Here is a 19,331-nt window from a genome sequence, read left to right on the forward strand (position 1 = left end):
GATACTATGGAAAATATGGAAAACAATGAAGTAATTCGCGTTGCAATAGCAGACGATCAGGAGCTTGTGCGAGCAGGATTTGCGATGGTAATAAATTCGCAGCAAGATATGCACGTTGTATCTCAGGCTTCTAACGGATCACAAATTGTGGAGCTTTCTAAAAGCCAGAATCTAGACATTATTCTTATGGACGTTCGCATGCCTGTAATGGACGGTTTGGAGGCAACTCGCAAGATTCTGCAGCAAAAAACTAACACAAATACTCGAATCATTATCTTAACAACTTTTGATTTAGACGAATATGTTATGGCTGCAATTCATGCGGGTGCTTCCGGATTTTTGCTTAAAGATACAGAGCCAGAAACTTTGCTTAATTCCATACGAACTGTGTATCAAGGAAACGCAATTATTGCTCCGACCGCTACTAAACGTTTGATCGAAAATATGATTCAGCAAGGCAAAGTAGCAACAAATATTAAAGCAAACAGCGTTGCGAGTTACGCTGCACAAGCAAATTCGGCTGCACAAGCAAGTTCAACTGCACAAGGAACACAAAGCTGCGCATACGGAATTTCCGTTATTCCAGAGCTTACTGATAGAGAACGTGAGGTTCTTGTTGAAATTGCTCACGGACTTTCAAATCAGGAAATTGCTGACAAACTATTTATTAGCTTGCCAACAGTTAAAACTCATGTTGCGCATATTTTAGGAAAAATCGATGCTAGAGACCGCGTTCAAGCTGTAGTTTTTGCTTACGAAAATGGCTTAGTTAAGCCGTAAAAACATACCAGAATATATAAAAATGCGGCTATTTATGCATAAGGCACAAATAGCCGCAAATTTAAATTATCAACATACCTAATAGCTTTTTAATTTATGCTTTCGGTAAGCGACGGTGACGCATAAATGTTACGCCTGCAGCAGCCGCACCAGAAATGGTTAGCGCACCCAAAACACCCAACATTATAGTGCTAAGCATATTGCCAGAAGACTTGTTCTCGGATGTAGCACTAGCTTGAGCTTGTGGCTTTTCGCTTTCAGTATCCGAAATCTTTTCGTCAGTTTCGTTAGCAGGACGATCCTGAACATCATTATTTTCGGAAGTTTCCGCACTTTCTGCAGTTTTAGAAGTTTCCGTGGTTTCCGCAGTTTTAACGTTTTCCTTAGCCACATTAGATTCAGAAGGCTTTGCAGAAGGCTTTGCAGATTCAACAGACTTGCTTTCAACAGGCTTGCTTTCAGTCTTGCTTTCAGTCTTGCTTTCAACAGGCTTTGACTGCTTATCTGTAGCATCTTCAGAAACAGCAGGAGCTGAATTATCTTCAACTTGAACTGCTGGCACTACTGGGGCTGCAGGAGTAACAGGAGCAGATGGCATAGCTGGAGCTTTAACAGACGGAGCTGGGATCTTAGCTTCAGGTACTGCAGGAGAAGGAGCAGCTACTTTCGGAGCACCTGCTACTGGAGGTGCAGGTGCTGGAGAAACACGCTCTTTAGATTCAGAATCAGAAGGTGCTGGAACACTAGGAGCAGTCTGTTTTTCAGATTCTTTTGCCTCATTATTACCAGCAGAACTGCTACCATTTTGCTGATTCTTTTGAACTTTTTCCTGTTCCAATTGAGCTTTGAGAGTAGCAACTTTAACTCTAGCTTCCTCAAGCTTCGTTTCTGCGGCTCTTAAAGAATCTTCAACTTGCTTCTTTTGCTTATTGTTATTGGCTCTTGCATCAGGCTGATTATTTTTTAATGCTTTAACACCAGCAATAACACGTTTTAGTGATTCAATTTTTTGGCTTAGCTCATCACCTTTACCAACTGACTTATAGTTCTCAATAATATTATCAAGAAGCTTTATTTCAGACTCTGCTTTCTTTACTTCAGAATCTTTACTGTTAGAAACTTCGAGCTTATTGGCTACATCTTTTTTAGACTTATCAATTTGATCTTTAATCTTTTTAAGTTCTTCATCTGCTTTTTCAAATTCTTGCTGCGCTGTTTTGAAAAGAGATTCTAATTCTTTCACAGTTTTTTCTTTATCAGCTACAGATTTCTTATCTTTTTCGATTTTTTTAAAAAGCAAAGCTTGATCATCAGAAACTTTTTTAAGCTGATTATTTATAGAATCAATATCACCATTATTTTCTTTAACAGCTTTATCTAATGCAGATTCTAAATCAGTCATTTTTGTTTCATACTCTTTAACTTGAGCAGAATCACTTGCAATAGATTCCTTAAGAGAATCTACTTCTTTGTGAAGATTTGAAATCTGCGATTCATACTGCTTTATGCTAGATGCAGCTCTTTCTTTTGTTTGACTTTTTTCTTCTTCGTCATTTTGCAAACCATCAAGAGCTAATTTTGCATTATCATATTGCTTTTTTAAAAGTTCGTATGCTTCTTTTAATCCGGTAAGATCGCTCTCTTTTTCTCTTTTGGATTTTTCAAATTCCGCAACCTTTGCTTTTGCAGCTTCGGAATCCATTTTAAGTGCATTTTGAGCTTCTAGAAGTTCCTTTTCCTTATCTTTCACAGCGTTTTCAGCTATTTTTTCAGTTTCAGAGATTTTACTTAAAAGATCGTCAAATTCTACAACTTTTTTCTTATACGCTTCAATTTGATCTTCTAATTGCTGAACTTGCTCTTCAGCTTTTTCAATTGCTTCTTCAGTAGACGCTTTAACAGTCGCCTCTGTTTGAGCTGGTACATTCTGTACTTCATCAGCAGCATCTTGCGCCCACGCTGGCATTGGGCTTTGCATTAACAATAAGATTCCTGCAATTGCTGCGGCAGATTTTTTATTGACCGTTACCATATTTTCTACTCCTTGCTCGTAGCGGCCTTCATGTCTAACTTATGTCAGCAGTCATTTTGAGCATAACAAAGAAATAAATACATTTTCAACGCTATTTATTCGGAAAATTTCCGGCAAAACTTGTCATTATGAATAATAATCGTATTATTTTTGAATATCTTTAATAAAAAATGCCATTTCTATACATAATATTATAATCTTCGCATAATTATGCACACATTTTAATAAAAAAATAATAACGATAATACAAATTTTTTCTGCGTGTCGAAAACACTTAAGAAAAAGATAATGCCGGCACGTAAAATTTACACACCGGCATTATCTTTATTTTCTGCAACTTAACTTCTACAGACTATCTTTCACATATAGTTTTTGTGAAATTTAGTCCTCCGCGAGCGCAACTACTGGCGAAGACTTCACTGCTCTACGAGCTGGAAGCACGCTGGAAAGAAGCGCTGCAAGCAAAGCGATTAGAGCAAGAACCGCGTAAATAGTCCAATCAACTACAAACGGAACTTTGCCGATTACGCTAAACACCATGTAGGATCCAATCCACCCAAACGCTGTTCCAACAATCAAACCGGAAACAGTGCTTGTTAAGGAAATCAACGTTGCCTCCAACGCAAGAGACCTTCTAACTTGGCCTCTCGTCATGCCTATTGCGCGCAAAGTTGCAGATTCTTTGGTTCGCTCAATAACAGACAAGCTTAATGTGTTTGCAACGCCTATTAAAGCAATCACAACAGCTACTGCTATTAAGCCAACAAGCACCATCATCATTGCGTCGATAGCACTCTCCCACTTTGCACGCTCAAACACGCTTCCAGTAGACATAACCTCCGCATAGCTAGATGTAACATTTTGAATGTTTTTAGCAATATCTACAAGATTAGCTTTGCTAGAATCTACCGAAATAAGCAGAATATGCGTTGTAGGCTTAAGGTAGTTATTGAAGTAGGATTTGCTCACAAAAGCAGTATTATTTGAATACACACCAACATTTCGATACGTCTTAAACTGAACTTGTTTTACAGTAATGCTCTTATCGTTATTACTAGAGTCTGTATTCATGCCAGTAAATGGAGTAACATTTTCTACACTATCTTCACCAGAACTGTATTTTTCTACGTAAGCTTGCAGATTAAGGTTTCCTTTTTTAAGGTCAAAAGGCTCTCCACCTTCATCATTAAACTTAGGCAAAAGCACAGAATCCCTGTTTATATTGACGCCATCAAGGTCAGTGTGCATTACATTTCTAAGTTGATTTACATTATCAACTCCAGCTGCCATAGCGTACTCAGTTTTGCCCTTAGCGTTCTTAAAAGTCATAGGAACTGCAGGAAGCAACTCAGTATGCTTTATTCCACTAATCTTTGAAATATCGGCAGCTAAAGACTCATCAACATTCTTGCCTTGAATAATAATGTCAACACTGTAACGGTCATCAACAACACCTTTAAGAGTTGCTTTACCGCAGATTGCGCCAGTTACTACTGTAGAAACAAGCGTTACGCCAATAAGCAAAGCCGTTCCAGTTGCAGCAACTCTTCTAGGGTTTCGTTGCACGTTTGCGTTGGCAACTTTAGATGCAGGCCCACAAAGTGCCATGATTGCGCCAGTTGCCTTCATAGCAAACGGCATCCAGAATGTTGCTGTAATAATAATTCCAATAAACACAAGCGCGCATCCAAAAACTGCCACAAGCAAAGTTCTCCAAGAGTCAGCACCAGCATTAGGCGACTGCTGAGCAATCATGCTTGCCAAAGAAGTAGCACTTAAGGCCGCAAATAAAATACCTACAACAATAAATAGAACACCAAAAACAGCGCGAATAATGCTTGCACGCTTATCTTTAATCAAATCCATTGGACGCAACGCTTCCATAGGCGTTACTTTTGTAGCAGATCGAGCAGCACCCATAGATGCAAGAACTGTTACAATCGCACCAATTACTATTGGCCACACAACCGCCGGAAGTGAAACAATCAAAGGAATCTTAGATAATGGTCCAGAATTAATATTCAAGTTACTAATTGCGCCCATAAATCCTATTGCGCAAAGCACGCCAACACCTGCAGAAATAACTCCAAGTATTGCAGCTTCAAGCAAAACTGCCGCATAAAGCTGGTGCGATTGTGCGCCAATTACGCGCAAAAGCGCAAGAGTGCGTCTGCGTTGAGCAACCAAAACTTGGAATGTGTTTGCTATAACAAGCGAAGAAATAAGCAACGCTAGAACACCAAAAGATAGCAAGAACATGGTTACAAAATTAGTGCCGTTGGACACATTTCGAACAGCTCTTACACCAACATCATGCCTAGACATAAGAGAAAATTGCTCTGGAAGCAAAGCACTAATCTTAGGAGATAAATCGTTTATTTTAGATTCATCGATGCTCATATACACTTTGCTTTGCACAACTTGATCATCAAAATTCTTAAGATTGTTGAGTTTTGCACAAAAATCGTTCGTTACGCCGCCAAGATATATGCCGCGATTTGAAAATGGTATTTGAGAATGTTCTCCATCGTCAACAAGACCAACCACACGAACATCGTACGATTTTTCTTTATTTCCGCCAGTGTCATCTACTTTAACCAAAGTTATAGTATCGCCAATGTTTGCATGTATGGATTTAGCAATACTTTTAATAAGCGTAATTTCGCCTATTTTTTGCGGATCTCTACCTTCTGTTGATTTATACACAGGAAGATTTCCATACAAACCACTAGACCAAGCAGCGCTCGTAACTGATTTATCACCTTTTTCTACTCTTACAAGCGCAGTCGCATCGTTACTACGAATACCGTTGACACCAGGCATCTTCGATATTTCGTCTAAATGAAGGTCTTTATAATGAATTCCACTATTCGGAGAACTGTTAGAGCTTTTAGATGAGATTGCATAATTTGCGCTATGAAATTCTTCCGTTGCATTGCGAACCATCAAGTCGTCAACACTATTTACAAAAAGCAAAGTAGCACTCATAAACATGCTGCCTATAAGAATTGCAATTCCAGAGGCGATTAGCATGCGTACGCTTTTACGCATAAGTTTTAGCGCGATTTTCCACATTCTAACTTCACCACCTTTTATTGCAATTGAGCAGACTGATTACTAATACCAGCCTCACTGCGTTCCATAAGCATCTTGCTCATACCTTCCGCAGTAGGATTTTGCACATCTTCAACGATTTGACCATCTGCAAACACGATTGCACGATCCGCGTAAGAGGCTGCAACAGCATCATGCGTAACCATAATCACAGTTTGACCAAGCTCAGTTACGGACTTCTTCAAGAAATGCAAAACTTCTGAGCTGGAAGCAGAGTCAAGATTTCCGGTAGGCTCGTCTGCAAAAACTACGGAAGGCTTAGAGATTAAAGCTCGAGCGATTGCAACGCGTTGGCGCTGGCCACCAGAAAGCTCAGCAGGCCTATGCTTTAAGCGATTTTGCAAGCCAAGAGTATTAACCAAAGTATTAAACCATTGCTTATCTGGCTTTTTGCCCGCCAAAGTAAGAGGCATAAGAATATTTTGCTCAGCGCTGAACATTGGAAGAAGATTAAAACTTTGGAAAATAAATCCAACCATTTCTCGTCGCATAAGCGTAAGCTGCTTATCGCTCATGCCTGTAATATCTAGGCCATCTACCAAAACTTTTCCAGAATTAACGCTGTCAAGACCAGCCAAAGAGTGCATTAAAGTTGACTTTCCAGAGCCAGACGGGCCCATAATCGCAGTAAACTTGCCGCGTTCAAAACTTACGCTTACATCTCGCAGAGCGTGAACAATGCCCGCGCCCTTACCAAAATCTTTAACAACATGCAAAGCTGCAACTGCCGTCTCACCAATCAAGTTTTGGTTAAAATCTGCTCTAAAATCTAAAGCATTTTCTTGCTCGTATGAGCTTACTTCGTACGGACTGTTCATAACTGCTCCTTTTCTTAAAAAGTAGTAATCGCATAGTTATCTATTGCTAATACTTAAATTTACGGGAAAATACGGCTGATTACCATCGTACGTAAGGCGGAAATTATTTAGAAAAAATTAGCGTCTCATCCTAAAGTATGATGCGCAAATTTAAAGAATATACACAAAAAATCGGAGCGCATACAAATACGAATGCGCTCCGAATAAAACGGTAATGGATCTCCAGGAATATTTTTAATTAATAACTTTTGCTTTACTTTCTCTTTTCTTTTTAAGCAAGACCTGCTTTACAAACCGCGTCAAATCCGCGCTGCAAATCGGCAAGAATATCGTCAATATGTTCAGTTCCAATAGACAAGCGAATAGTTCCCTCATGAATGCCCTGATCTTCCAACTCTTCAGGAGTTTCCTGAGAGTGAGTAGTAGATGCAGGATGAATAACCAACGATTTTACATCCGCAACATTTGCAAGAAGTGAGAAAAGCTGCAAATTGTCAATAAATACGCGAGCTGCATCCCTTCCACCTTTAATATCAAACGTGAAAATAGAGCCGCCGCCGTTCGGGAAGTAACGCTTATAAAGCTCGTGATCAGAACGACCTTCAATAGAAGGATGACTTACAGATTCAACTTCTGGCACAGTTTGCAAATATTTCACAACCTTCAACGCATTCTCAACGTGACGTTCAACTCGCAAGCTCAAAGTTTCCGTGCCTTGCAAAAGCAAGAACGCAGCAAACGGGCTAATGCAAGCGCCAGTATCGCGCAAAATAATCGCACGAATACGAGTCACAAAAGCCACAGATCCTAAAGCTTCATAGAAGTTCAAACCATGATAGCTAGGGTCAGCTTCAGTAAGAGTTGGGAATTTTCCAGGAACTTTAGCCCAATCAAAATTGCCGCCTTCAACAATAATGCCACCAAGAGTTGTGCCGTGGCCGCCAATAAATTTCGTAGCAGACTCAACTACAATATCTGCACCATGCTCAAGCGGACGGAAAAGATATGGAGTTGCGAAAGTATTGTCAACAAAAACAGGAATGTTGTGTCGATGCGCAATCTCTGAGATAGCTTCAAAATCAGGCAAATCAGCATTAGGATTACCAAAAGTTTCAAAGTATACGAGCTTTGTATTTGGTTGAATTGCATCCTCGAAGTTTTGAGGATTCTTAGGATCCACAAAAGTGGTTGTTACACCATCTCTAGGAAGAGTGTGACGAAGAAGGTTATAAGTTCCACCATACACATTCTTTGAAGACACAATGTGATCGCCCTGCTGAGTGATGTTACGAATAGCATAATCTACAGCTGCCGCACCAGAAGCAACAGCCAAAGCAGCAGTTCCACCTTCGAGAGCCGCAATTCTGCGCTCAAAAACATCTTGAGTAGAATTCGTTAAACGACCATAAATGTTTCCAGCGTCACGCAAATCAAAACGAGCTGCAGCATGATCAAAATCATGGAATACGTAGCTTGTTGTTTGATAAATAGGAACTGCACGAGAATCAGTTGCCGGATCCGCCTGCTCTTGGCCAACATGCAATTGCAATGTTTCAAAATGATACTTTCCTTGCAATTCTTCAGTAGCGCTCATAATACCCCTCCAGTTTTTCAACTTTTTAAACAGTAGATTAGTTTGCTTCAGCTTGCTTTGTGCATCCACTTACTTTTCTGTTTTCTGTTTACACTTTTATTTAAGTGATAACGACAGTATGCCATTATGGTTCATTCGTACATACCTACGGTTATCAAAATTACCTATAACGAATTAACAATTTGCAAAAAATAGCGAAATTTGTTTTAGAAAAATACAGAAAATATAGTGAATTTCTAATACAACACGCCGTATATAGCTTTTATCCACAATGCTCAAAAAATCTGGATTACTGCTCAATAAGCACAGAAAATAGCAGCATGATTACACAAAAACACATTATTGACGATGAAATTATCTCGTTTGACGAGATTGATGACGCTGAGACTGCTCAAGTATTTTTGCAAGAAAAACTTGAACAAGTGTCAAACGATCTTCAATCAGACTCTGTTGACAGCAAAGAGCTTGGAAAACTTGGCGAAACATACGCCGCTTTGCGCCTAATGCAACAAGGTTGGCATGTTATTGACAGGAACTGGCATTCGCGTCAAGGAGAATTAGATTTAGTTATGATTACGCCGGAACAAAAATTAGTTTTCGTGGAAGTCAAAACTCGAAGAAGCGTACGTTGCGGCACACCGCTTGAAGCAATAAACCAAGATAAGCGTAATAAATTACGTAAAGCAGGCATGCAGTGGATAGAAAAATTCGGCACTGACATACCCAGATACCGTATTCGTTTTGATGCAGTATCAATTCTTGTTATAAACAAATACACGTACAGCGATTCTGCATGCATGATTCAAGCGCTAGAAGAAATAGATAACAACAGCAATATTCAATTCACGCATATTCCAGGAGCATTCTAATGAGTATTGGAAACGCATTATCAGTTGGACTTATTGGACTTAAAGCTTTTACGATTAAACTTCAAGCATTTATGTCTGGCAATATGCCAAACTTTTCAATAATAGGACTTCCAGACACTTCTCTAAGCGAAGCTAGAGAACGAGTAAAGTCAGCTCATCATGCCTTACACTGCAAATGGCCAGAAGGTAGAGTAACAGTAAACTTGTCTCCTGCTTCAATGCCTAAAAGTGGATCTTCATACGATCTTGCTATTGCAGCAAGTATTTTAAGCGCCGAAAAATATATTCCACTTTCTGAACTTGAAAATACCGTTATTTTAGGAGAACTAAATCTTGACGGCACAGTTCTTCCAATACAAGGAATGCTTCCTATTGCTCTTTACGCAAAAAAGAAGCATTTTAAGCGCATGATTATTCCTCAAGAAAATCTTGCGGAAGCGCAATTAGTAGAAGGTATTGAGACTATTGGAATACATCATATTTATGATTTAGTAACCGAATTGCATGGAACTTTGCAAGAAGAGTCCCTAAAACTTATTGAAGAAGACCCAGTTTATAAGCACATGCAAGTTTTAGAACGAAATGGGCAAGACAATACCAATAGTGAGCACTCTGAAATATTAGAAGATCAAAGCGCTTCACCACTACAAGTCAATTCAAAATATGAGATTGGAGACATGTGCGAAGTTATTGGCCAAGAACACACAAAGTGGGCTCTTCAAGTTGCTGCAGCCGGAGGGCATCACGTTATGATGATTGGCCCTCCAGGATCCGGAAAAACCATGCTCGCATCTCGAATACCAAGCATTATGTGTCCTCTTAATGAACAAGAACAGCTTGAAGTCGCATCTATTCGTTCACTTTGCGGCACGCTACCATACTATGGCATTAGTGACATTCCACCATTTGAAGCGCCACATCATACAGCTTCAGCAGCTTCACTTATTGGAGGCGGAACGGGAGTTGCAAAACCTGGTATTATAACTCGCGCACACTGCGGAGTACTGTTCATGGACGAGGCTCCAGAATTTTCACCAAGAGTTTTGCAAACACTTCGAGAGCCGTTGGAATCCGGCCATATTGCTATTTCGCGTTCAAAAGGAACTACGCTTTATCCTGCTAAATTCCAGCTTGTTATTGCAGCAAATCCTTGTCCTTGCGGCTACGCATACGGAAACGGAGAGCGATGCACATGCAAAGAGCGAGAACGCGCTAGATACTTTTCTAGACTTTCTGGACCTATTCTTGATCGCATTGATATTCAAATGGATGTTCCACCTGTGGAAAGAATTGTTATACCAAACCAAAACAATCAAGTTCACGGGCCAAATAAAGAAGCGAGCACAACTCTTACAAGTGAAATGATGCGCAATAATGTAACAGAAGCACGTCAAGTAGCTAGAACTCGTTTCAGTAAGCAAGGTTGGGATTGCAATGCTCAAGCTTCCGGAACATGGCTTCGAAAATACACTTCTAAACAGGCTGTTGGGCTTATTAATCGAGCATTAGAAAAACACCAATTAAGTTTAAGAGGAGCAGATAGAGCGTTGCGACTTGCTTGGACGTTAGCAGATCTTTCTGGACACAGTTCCCCCGACATGACAGACATGGCTCAGGCTATTAGTTTAAGGACACGAATATGAGCAATCTTAATAATGTAAATAATAAAAATTGCGAAAATAGCATTGATAATGTTATTGAAATTGACGAGGAAACACTTTCTCGCGCAATACTAACGTTCTGCTTAGAAGGAGCAGACGCCATTATGTACACGCTTTTACTTGGAACTCAGCATGCTAACGATATTGTAAAGCTGCTGCATCCTATTGTTAAAAGTTTCCTAGCCCAACAGCAAGAATCTTCTGCTCAACAAATGCAACTTCCTATTATTAGTGAAGAAACTAGCTATGAAACAGCCCAAGAAAATATTGAAGAAGCTATTAAAGAAAACGCGGATAATATTAGCTTGTCTAAAGGCAAGCGCAGCAAAAGCCAACAGCTAACATCTACTATGTGGAAGCACATAAGCAAACACCACTCAATAACAACTTTAGAATCTTATTTTAATAAGGGATTAAAGTCATGGGGATACAGAGACAACAACAATACACAAACTTTAGAAGCACTACACCACACTCTCGCAAAATGGTGTGTTAGACTAACACATCTACCAACTTGGGAGCCAAACGCATTATGTAAATGGTTCACTAATTCAGGAAAGCAGTGGATTATTGCACCTCACAGTAAGTATTGGCCAAAGCAATTACAAGATCTGGCTTTTCAAAGCCACTTTTCTCCACCATTATGCCTGTGGGGTATTGGAAACCCTCAAGCACTTATTCAATGCCATAATCCGCTTGCAATTGTAGGATCTAGATCTTGCACAGATTACGGAAGAGAATTAGCGTATCGTTTTGCTTACGACTGCGCTTCAAAAGGGCATACTATTATTTCTGGCGGCGCTTATGGAATTGATGCAGCAGCCCACTGGGGCGCAATTGACGCACAAACAGAGGCATGCGAAAACAAACCAATCGGAAAAACAATTGCAGTTTTTGCAGGCGGATTGAACCATATGGGTCCACAAAGCAATTCTCAGCTTTTTGATGAAATTATAGAAAAAGGCGGTGCTTGCATAAGCGAATTGTGCCCCGACACTACTCCAGTCGGGCACAGATTCCTATTACGAAACCGAATTATTGCAGCATTATCTTCAAAAGTTCTTGTAGCGCAAGCAAGACTACAATCAGGCGCTTTGAATACTGCAACATGGGCCACAGACTTAAACCGCGAGTTGTATGCGATTCCAGGAGATATAAATCGACCTCATAACGCTGGATGCAATAAAATTATTCACGATTCACAAGCAATAATGGTGTGCGGTCAACAAGATGTTGATATTCTTTTCCCACAATCTCACCATTACATAGCGAGAACTTTGAATAAAACTGCTAGTAGTAAAACAACAGCAGAAAGCAACTCTTTTAACAACTCTGATAATAGCGATAAAACCTACAATGTTCAGGAAGAGCAAGTATTAAATTCAAGTGAATCAGAAAATTATACTGAAATACAAAAGCATATTATTAATGCGATTCTTACATGTAAGCGCAAACGTGAAAATTCAAACATTGATAGCATTTATGAAATTATTAAGCTTTCATACGAGAAAGAAGAATTAGACACCATTCCATCTATTGCAGAAGTTTCTGGAGCAATTACACTTTTAGAGTTGGAAGGAACTATATTTAGAAAAAATGAAGATTTTGTTATAAAGCAGCAAAAAGTGGCATAACACGCATTCCGCAAGACTATGCTTATGAGAAAATAAGAGTATGCAATCAAGCGAATACTACGATGCAATTATTATTGGAGCCGGAGCAGCAGGACTGTCTGCAGCACTTGGGTTGGTTCAATCTTGCGAATACAAAACATTGAAAGAACAAGGAAAATCTCCTTCAATAAAAGTGATTTCTAAAATACCTTCTTTAAGATCTCATACAGGATCAGCAGAAGGCGGAATCGCTGCAAGCCTAGGAAATGTTGAACACGATACTTGGCAGTGGCATTATTATGACACTGTTCATGGCGGAGATTGGTTAAGCGACCAGGATGCAGCTAAATTGCTTGCAAAAGAGGCTGCAGAAACAATTATTCAGCTTGAACATGATGGCGTAGCATTTTCTCGCACAAAAGATGGCCATATTAACCAACGTCGTTTCGGCGGTCATACTGCCAATTTTGGTGAGGAACCAATTGCGCGTGCTGCTTTTGCTGCAGATAGGATTGGTCATCAAATTTTGTATAGTCTTTGGCAAAAATGCGTTGCTGAAAACATCTCTTTTATTGAAGATTTATATGTTACAGATATTGCTATAGACCAAGAAACACACAAAGTTGAAGGCATTGTAGCTTTTGATCTTACCAAAGGCAAATTGCGCTCTATGCGTGCAAAGTTAGTTCTTATTGCCACAGGCGGAGCTGGAAGACTATTTTCTACAACATCAAATTCTTGGGATTTAACAGGCGACGGAATGTCATTAGCTTTGAAAGCAGGCTTGCAGATTGAAGATTGCGAGTTTATACAATTCCACCCTACTGGTCTTGGACATACCGGAATGCTACTTTCTGAAGCAGCTCGAGCAGAAGGTGGAGTATTAAAAAATTCCAATGGTGAATCATTTATGAAAAATTATGATTCAGTTCATAAAGATTTAGCCCCTCGAGATATTGTTTCTCGAGCTATTGAAAATGAAATTCTAGAAGGCCGCGGTGTTAAAGACACTACAAGCGATTGTAATACTGACTCAAAATGTGATTGCGTTTGGCTAGATATGACAAATATTGGCAAAGAACGAATTAAAGAAGTTTTGCCACAAGTTAGCGAAACAATAGAACAATACGCTAATATTGACCCTTCTAAAGATTTAGTTCCTATTCGCCCAACAGCGCACTACACAATGGGCGGAATACCTATTACTTTAGATGGCGAAGTTTACACGTGGCACAACAATAATCAAACTATTATTCAAGGATTATACGCAGCTGGCGAATGTTCTTGTGTTGGAGTTCATGGGGCTAATCGCTTGGGAGGAAATTCTTTGCTTGACGCTTGCCTTTTTGGAAAACGCGCTGGCATTGCAATGGCAAAAGAACTTAACGATATTTCTGGTAGCAAATGTGAATGCGACGAAAACAGTGAGTGCAACAAAAACAGTGAACACAACAAAACATGCACAGAACTAGAAAAATTATATGATCAAAAAATTTTTGAGATTAAAACGCTTACTAAAGAAGATAATTCTGAGCAAGATGGTACAGAAAATAATATAAATACCCTAAGTAATTCTGCAGATACAAGCGAAGAAAATAATCCTTATGCACTATTTTCAGAACTTGGAACAATTATGGAAAAAGCTGCTGCAATATCCTGCGACGAAAAGTCACTTAACTCAGCTTTACAAGAAATTCACGCTTCATTACTTCCTAAAATAAAAAATTTAAAGCTTCATAGTAAAGATTTAATTTTTAATCAAGAACTTACAGCAATATGGGAAATAAGCAATATGTCAACGCTTGCACAAGCAGTATTAAAGGCATCGCTTTGTAGACATGAGTCACGCGGATCATTCTTTAGAAAAGACTACCCAAACCATGACACTTCCACTATTCCACAACATTCATTCGTTGATTTAGAGGGAAATACAACAAATAAACAGATTAATATTGTTGATTTTCAACCAAGTAGCGACGGAAATTTTGCGGCAAAAAATAGCTTAATATAAGGCAGATATAACGCAATTCATGCTTTACTAAAACAAAAAAGCATAAATTTTTCAACACGCCGAAGCAAAGACTCAAAAAAGATGTTATAGTCTTATCTGTTGTCTAAAACACCTGTCCGGGTGGCGGAATGGTAGACGCGCTAGCTTGAGGTGCTAGTGCCTATTTGTACAGGCGTGCGGGTTCAAGTCCCGCTCCGGACACGAAATAAGTCTTGCTGAGAAATCAGCAAGACTTTTTTGTTTTGTAAAACAACCGGCAGACTATAAAACTGAAAACCAAGGGTTATAGCCCAAAACCAAACACAAATGGCTTATACGAAAATTGCCCGCAGAAAATTCTACAGGCAATTACAAAACTTCATGCTAACACAATGCAAAATTTACGAATTTGCATGCAAATGGAAAGTAATCTCGCCAGAATTTGGTGTATACACTGCTGCACCAAACGCAATTTTAGAACCAAAATTATCTTTTACAGTAGATTGAGCAGCAATTACTGCAGTTCCAACAGGAACGTTCATTACTGTTGCAAGACTGTCACATAAGTTTTCTACATAAATAGATACTTCATTTTCCACAAGCTGAACCGCGTAAGCATGCAATAAGAAATCAGCTAAAGATTCCTCTGAAAAATCATGAGTCAACACCTTTGGAAAACGAGAAGCAGACAAATACAGCACGCTGTAACGCGATAATACTCCGTCTACGTATCGCAAACGCTTTAAGCAAATAAGCTCATCCGTTGGCTTTAAGCCTAATCGTTCAGCAGCATCTTCATCATGAACAACATCATTTTCTAAAACTTTTATTGTAATAACAGAGTCTCTTGAATACCTTTGCTCGTAAAAACCTTGCGCACGATCCGAAATAAACACTTTATTACGACTATTAATAATTTCAGGCGCACGGAATGTTCCTCTACCCTGCTCACGCACTAACAAGCCTTCTGCAATAAGTGTGTCTACAGCATGCCTCAACGTAATGCGACTAACGTTGTACTGCTTGCACAATTCAATTTCGGGAGGCAATTGTTCGTTTGCTTCCATAGAATCAATGCGAGCGCGAAGATTATCTCGCACAGCAATGTATTTAGGAACACCTTCGACCATTATCACTCTCCCCTAGCTAAACGATAACATGAAAAGCCGTTGATACTAGTTTGTGTAAAACACAGCGTAGTAACAACGGCTCATGCAAAACTAATAACTCTGTTATCCTACCAGTCATACAATAAAATGTACAAATAAATAAGAAAATGAGTAAAAAAATTTTTAATTTTTATATGTCTACACAATTATTTAATTGTGTTTTTATTTTCCTTACTTATTTTATTTCTTCAACTTTTTCAAAATTATTAGAATCGCGTTTATTCATAAATATTGAGACAGAGTAGAACAATATTAGCGCAATAAGTATTACAGAAATTAGAACAGTACGGCCGCCAACAATATTTACGTGACCAAGTATTACACCAAATACGCCATAATCCGCATCAGAATATGTAGAATTTGCGCTTCCCAAATCGCCAAGCACTGGCAAAAGGAACAACGGAAGGAAAGTAATAAAAAGACCATTAATAAATGATGCAGTCAAGCAACCACGTATTCCACCTTGACCATTACCGAATACTCCTGCAGCACCACCAGCCATGAAATGCGCAACAATTCCAGGAATAATAATTGTCGTTCCCAAAACCGCCATAAGCGTCATTCCAAGCAAACCGCCAAAGAAACTAGCTAAGAAACCAATAAGAACAGCATTAGGAGCAAAGCCAAAAGTCATTGGTGCATCTAAAGCAGGACGAGCATTTTTAACAAGCTTTTCCGATATTCCCTTAAAAGCTGGAACAATTTCGTCAAGAACAATCTGCACGCCTGCAAGAATAATATAAACACCTGCAGCAAAAGTTGCAGCCTTCAACATAACGAAAACAATGAAGTTTTGACCATTAGATAAATGTGTTTCGACATACGAAGATCCAGCAAAAAGTGCCACTACTATATAAATAACAGCCATAGAAAGCGTGATAAGAACTGTTGTATCACGCAAGAATCCCAATGCTGCTGGGAATTTAATATCCTCAGTTGACTTAGAAGGACGCTTTTTTGAAGCAGTAATTTTTGCAATTAACGCACCTAAAGCAACACCAGTACCAGCAGGATGACCTAAAGCAACATCATCTTTGCCTGAAGCTTTTTTCATAAACGGCTGCACCAGTGCTGGAGAAATTGTCGTAAACAATCCTTGAGCAATTGCGCCCCATAAAAGAACTTCCCACATGCTAAAGCCTGCAACATTAAATATAACTGCAAGCATACTTGCCATATAGAAAGCTACGTGACCCGTTAAATAGATAAATTTAAAACGAGAAGTAATAGAAAGAATAATATTAACAATCATTCCAAAGAAGAAAATAAGCGCAGATTCAGAGCCATACTTCAATAAAACAGTTCCAATAATTGCTTCATTATTCGGAACTACGCCTTGCACATGAAATGCGTATTGAAACATTTTGCCAAATGGGTTCAACGCTTCAGTAATAACTCCAGAACCAGCTGCTAAAACAAGAAAACCAACAAGAGTACGGATTGATCCTTGCAAAATATCCGAGAATCTCTTTCTTTGCACTGCAAGCCCAATAAAAGAAATAAGCGCAACTATAACAGATGGCTGTCTGAAAATATCGAGCAGTACTGACAGAATTCCGTCCACGTAACTCTCCTTACCATATTAATCGATATAGTTTGAGCGGATTACGCAATTATTGGCGGCAAAATATCTTACAAACTTCGCAAACGATACCGTAGGCGAAACTATTCGAGATACACGATTAGTTTCGTAGCGCAGTAAAACTACACTTACAAAATTCACGGTTCCGCAATGAAGCAAAGTAGTAAGAGCTACTACGAGCAGTAGTTTTTACACCCAGCCAACAACTACTGTTACAGCTCATACTGTTGTTTCATGTCAAATTCATTGTATCGTTTAAACATTATAAACAATTAAATACAACAGTATTTACTACTAAAATATTCATTAAATATCGATAAAATTCGAAAATTTACCTGTTTTTAGAAAATTCGACACACCGATATACAGAAAAAAGCACTCCATTTTCATGAAGTGCTTTATAAAAAACAGTAATTATTACAGTTTTTAATGAAAATAAACATATGTTTTACTGTATAAGCATATGTTTATATTTCAGTCGATAATTCTCATCAAAAACTGTCACTCCCACTCAATCGTGGCAGGTGGCTTAGAAGTTACGTCGAGCACTACACGATTAATTTGACGGCATTCATTCGTGATTCGAGTAGAAATCTTTGCCAACACATCGTAAGGAACACGAGACCAATCAGCTGTCATAGCATCCTCAGAACTCACAGGACGCAAAACAATTGGAGAACCATACGTGCGCTCATCACCCTGAACACCAACAGAATGAACGTCAGCAAGCAATACAACTGGGCATTGCCAAATGTCACGATCCAATCCAGCTTTAGAAAGCTCTTCCCTAGCAATTGCATCTGCTTCGCGAAGCACAGCTAATCGCTCGCGTGTAATCTCACCAACAATGCGAATTCCCAATCCTGGGCCTGGGAACGGCTGTCTCCAAACAATTTCATCTGGAAGTCCAAGCTCAGTACCAATAGCGCGAACTTCATCCTTAAACAGCGTGCGTAAAGGCTCAATAAGCTTAAACTTTAAGTCCTTTGGCAGGCCGCCAACGTTATGATGCGACTTAATATTTGCAGCACCATCTCCACCGCCAGATTCTACAACATCTGGGTAAAGAGTTCCCTGCACAAGGAACTTAACTTCCGCTCCAGTCTTACCAGCTTCTTCAATAACTTGACGCTGAGCTTTTTCAAAAGTACGTATAAACTTTTCGCCAATAATCTTGCGCTTGCGCTCCGGCTCGCTCACGCCTTTAAGAGCATCCAAGAAATCATCTTCAGCATCAACCGCAATTAGCTTAATGCCAGTAGCTTCAACAAAATCATGCTTAACCTGCTCAACTTCGCCTTTACGAAGCAAACCGTGGTCAACAAAAACGCAAGTAAGCTGATCACCAATTGCTTTATGCACCAAAGCTGCAGCAACCGCGGAATCAACTCCGCCAGAAAGACCACAAATAACTTGCGCATTCCCAACTTCTGCGCGAATCTTAGCAACCTGATCTTCAATAATGTTAGAAGGATTCCAATTATTATCTAATCCTGCACACTTATGCAAGAATGTAGAAATAAGTTCCTGACCCAATGGAGTGTGCTTTACTTCTGGATGCCACTGAACTCCATAAAGTTTGCGACTTTCATCCTGCATTGCGGCAACAGGAGCACCCTCTGTGTGAGCCAATACCTTAAAACCTTCTGGAGCACGCTTAACAGCAACACCGTGACTCATCCAAGTATTTTGCTCAACAGGAGAATTTGTAAGCAAGCCTTCAGAATCATCAATAGTCGCAGAAGTTTTACCATACTCACCGAGAGCAGCTTTATCTACATCTCCACCAAGTTCATGAGCCATTACCTGGAAGCCATAGCAAATGCCAAGAACCGGAACACCCGCTTCAAAAATTTTTGGATCAATGTCAGGAGCACCCGGTTCATAAACAGAAGCAGGACCACCTGAAAGAATAATAGCTTGAGGATCTTTAGCTAGCATTTCGTCAACTGGCATAGAGTGCGGAACAAGCTCTGAATACACATTTGCCTCTCGCACTCGACGAGCAATAAGCTGAGCGTATTGAGCGCCAAAATCAACGACAAGCACTGGTCCTTTTGCCATGATTCTCCTTATATATAAGTTCTAACACGATTCAATTTATAATAG

General features: G+C 39.5%; 12 protein-coding genes and 1 tRNA gene. 6 read left to right on the top strand and 7 right to left on the bottom strand.

The genetic code is table 11. The features are described from left to right. The first annotated feature begins 6 nt into the window (after positions 1-6). Positions 7-780: a response regulator gene (locus HXT52_RS03265; protein ID WP_421775696.1), complete on the top strand. Its 774-nt coding sequence runs from the start codon at positions 7-9 to the stop codon at positions 778-780. A 94-nt stretch (positions 781-874) separates the two neighbouring features. Here the strand turns inward: HXT52_RS03265 and HXT52_RS03270 are convergent, their stop codons facing one another. The 4 genes from HXT52_RS03270 to HXT52_RS03285 form a co-directional block, all read right to left on the bottom strand. After that, positions 875-2,812: a chromosome partitioning protein ParA gene (locus HXT52_RS03270; protein WP_421775697.1), complete on the bottom strand. Its 1,938-nt coding sequence runs from the start codon at positions 2,810-2,812 to the stop codon at positions 875-877. Positions 2,813-3,193: 381 nt separating this feature from the next. After that, positions 3,194-5,887 (bottom strand): ABC transporter permease, encoded by a 2,694-nt coding sequence (locus HXT52_RS03275; protein ID WP_421775698.1) that lies wholly within the window; start codon positions 5,885-5,887, stop codon positions 3,194-3,196. A gap of 17 nt (positions 5,888-5,904) precedes the next feature. Next, positions 5,905-6,744, bottom strand: a complete 840-nt coding sequence (locus HXT52_RS03280; RefSeq protein WP_421775699.1) for an ABC transporter ATP-binding protein — start codon at positions 6,742-6,744, stop codon at positions 5,905-5,907. A 271-nt stretch (positions 6,745-7,015) separates the two neighbouring features. Beyond that, complete coding sequence (locus HXT52_RS03285) at positions 7,016-8,338, bottom strand: O-acetylhomoserine aminocarboxypropyltransferase/cysteine synthase family protein (RefSeq protein WP_421775700.1); 1,323 nt, start codon at positions 8,336-8,338, stop codon at positions 7,016-7,018. 320 nt (positions 8,339-8,658) lie between these two features. On the opposite strand from HXT52_RS03285, the gene HXT52_RS03290 reads away from it, so the two are divergent. The 5 genes from HXT52_RS03290 to HXT52_RS03310 all read left to right on the top strand — a co-directional run bounded on the left by HXT52_RS03290 (position 8,659) and on the right by HXT52_RS03310 (position 14,693). After that, entirely contained in the window at positions 8,659-9,207 is a 549-nt protein-coding gene (locus tag HXT52_RS03290; RefSeq protein ID WP_421775701.1) for a YraN family protein, read from the top strand. Beyond that, entirely contained in the window at positions 9,207-10,850 is a 1,644-nt protein-coding gene (locus HXT52_RS03295) for a YifB family Mg chelatase-like AAA ATPase (RefSeq protein ID WP_421775702.1), read from the top strand. Before HXT52_RS03290 ends, HXT52_RS03295 begins: the two co-directional genes overlap by 1 nt. Continuing rightward, entirely contained in the window at positions 10,847-12,502 is a 1,656-nt protein-coding gene (gene dprA, locus HXT52_RS03300; RefSeq protein WP_421775703.1) for a DNA-processing protein DprA, read from the top strand. Before HXT52_RS03295 ends, dprA begins: the two co-directional genes overlap by 4 nt. Positions 12,503-12,542: 40 nt before the next feature. Next, a complete protein-coding gene (locus tag HXT52_RS03305; protein WP_421775704.1) occupies positions 12,543-14,492 on the top strand; it encodes an FAD-binding protein in 1,950 nt (649 codons plus the stop codon). A gap of 114 nt (positions 14,493-14,606) precedes the next feature. Beyond that, positions 14,607-14,693 (top strand) — tRNA-Leu (locus HXT52_RS03310). 179 nt (positions 14,694-14,872) lie between these two features. Here HXT52_RS03310 and HXT52_RS03315 read toward each other — a convergent pair. From HXT52_RS03315 to guaA, 3 genes are all read right to left on the bottom strand, one after another. Then, complete coding sequence (locus HXT52_RS03315) at positions 14,873-15,601, bottom strand: GntR family transcriptional regulator (RefSeq protein WP_308582964.1); 729 nt, start codon at positions 15,599-15,601, stop codon at positions 14,873-14,875. Between the two features lie 214 nt (positions 15,602-15,815). Then, positions 15,816-17,204, bottom strand: coding sequence for a PTS ascorbate transporter subunit IIC (locus HXT52_RS03320; protein WP_421775705.1), 1,389 nt, complete (start codon positions 17,202-17,204; stop codon positions 15,816-15,818). Between the two features lie 519 nt (positions 17,205-17,723). Continuing rightward, entirely contained in the window at positions 17,724-19,286 is a 1,563-nt protein-coding gene (gene guaA / locus HXT52_RS03325; RefSeq protein ID WP_421775706.1) for a glutamine-hydrolyzing GMP synthase, read from the bottom strand. Positions 19,287-19,331: the final 45 nt, after the last annotated feature.

Origin of the sequence: Gardnerella sp. KA00288, assembly GCF_049244085.1 — a bacterium.
GTDB lineage: Bacteria > Actinomycetota > Actinomycetes > Actinomycetales > Bifidobacteriaceae > Bifidobacterium > Bifidobacterium greenwoodii.

Bases quoted from the DNA above. Each gene is read 5' to 3' on its own strand.
- HXT52_RS03265 (WP_421775696.1), top strand. From the start codon at position 7: ATGGAAAATATGGAAAACAATGAAGTAATTCGCGTTGCAATAGCAGAC.
- HXT52_RS03270 (WP_421775697.1), bottom strand. From the start codon at position 2,812: ATGGTAACGGTCAATAAAAAATCTGCCGCAGCAATTGCAGGAATCTTA.
- HXT52_RS03275 (WP_421775698.1), bottom strand. From the start codon at position 5,887: ATGTGGAAAATCGCGCTAAAACTTATGCGTAAAAGCGTACGCATGCTA.
- HXT52_RS03280 (WP_421775699.1), bottom strand. From the start codon at position 6,744: ATGAACAGTCCGTACGAAGTAAGCTCATACGAGCAAGAAAATGCTTTA.
- HXT52_RS03285 (WP_421775700.1), bottom strand. From the start codon at position 8,338: ATGAGCGCTACTGAAGAATTGCAAGGAAAGTATCATTTTGAAACATTG.
- HXT52_RS03290 (WP_421775701.1), top strand. From the start codon at position 8,659: ATGATTACACAAAAACACATTATTGACGATGAAATTATCTCGTTTGAC.
- HXT52_RS03295 (WP_421775702.1), top strand. From the start codon at position 9,207: ATGAGTATTGGAAACGCATTATCAGTTGGACTTATTGGACTTAAAGCT.
- dprA (WP_421775703.1), top strand. From the start codon at position 10,847: ATGAGCAATCTTAATAATGTAAATAATAAAAATTGCGAAAATAGCATT.
- HXT52_RS03305 (WP_421775704.1), top strand. From the start codon at position 12,543: ATGCAATCAAGCGAATACTACGATGCAATTATTATTGGAGCCGGAGCA.
- HXT52_RS03315 (WP_308582964.1), bottom strand. From the start codon at position 15,601: ATGGTCGAAGGTGTTCCTAAATACATTGCTGTGCGAGATAATCTTCGC.
- guaA (WP_421775706.1), bottom strand. From the start codon at position 19,286: ATGGCAAAAGGACCAGTGCTTGTCGTTGATTTTGGCGCTCAATACGCT.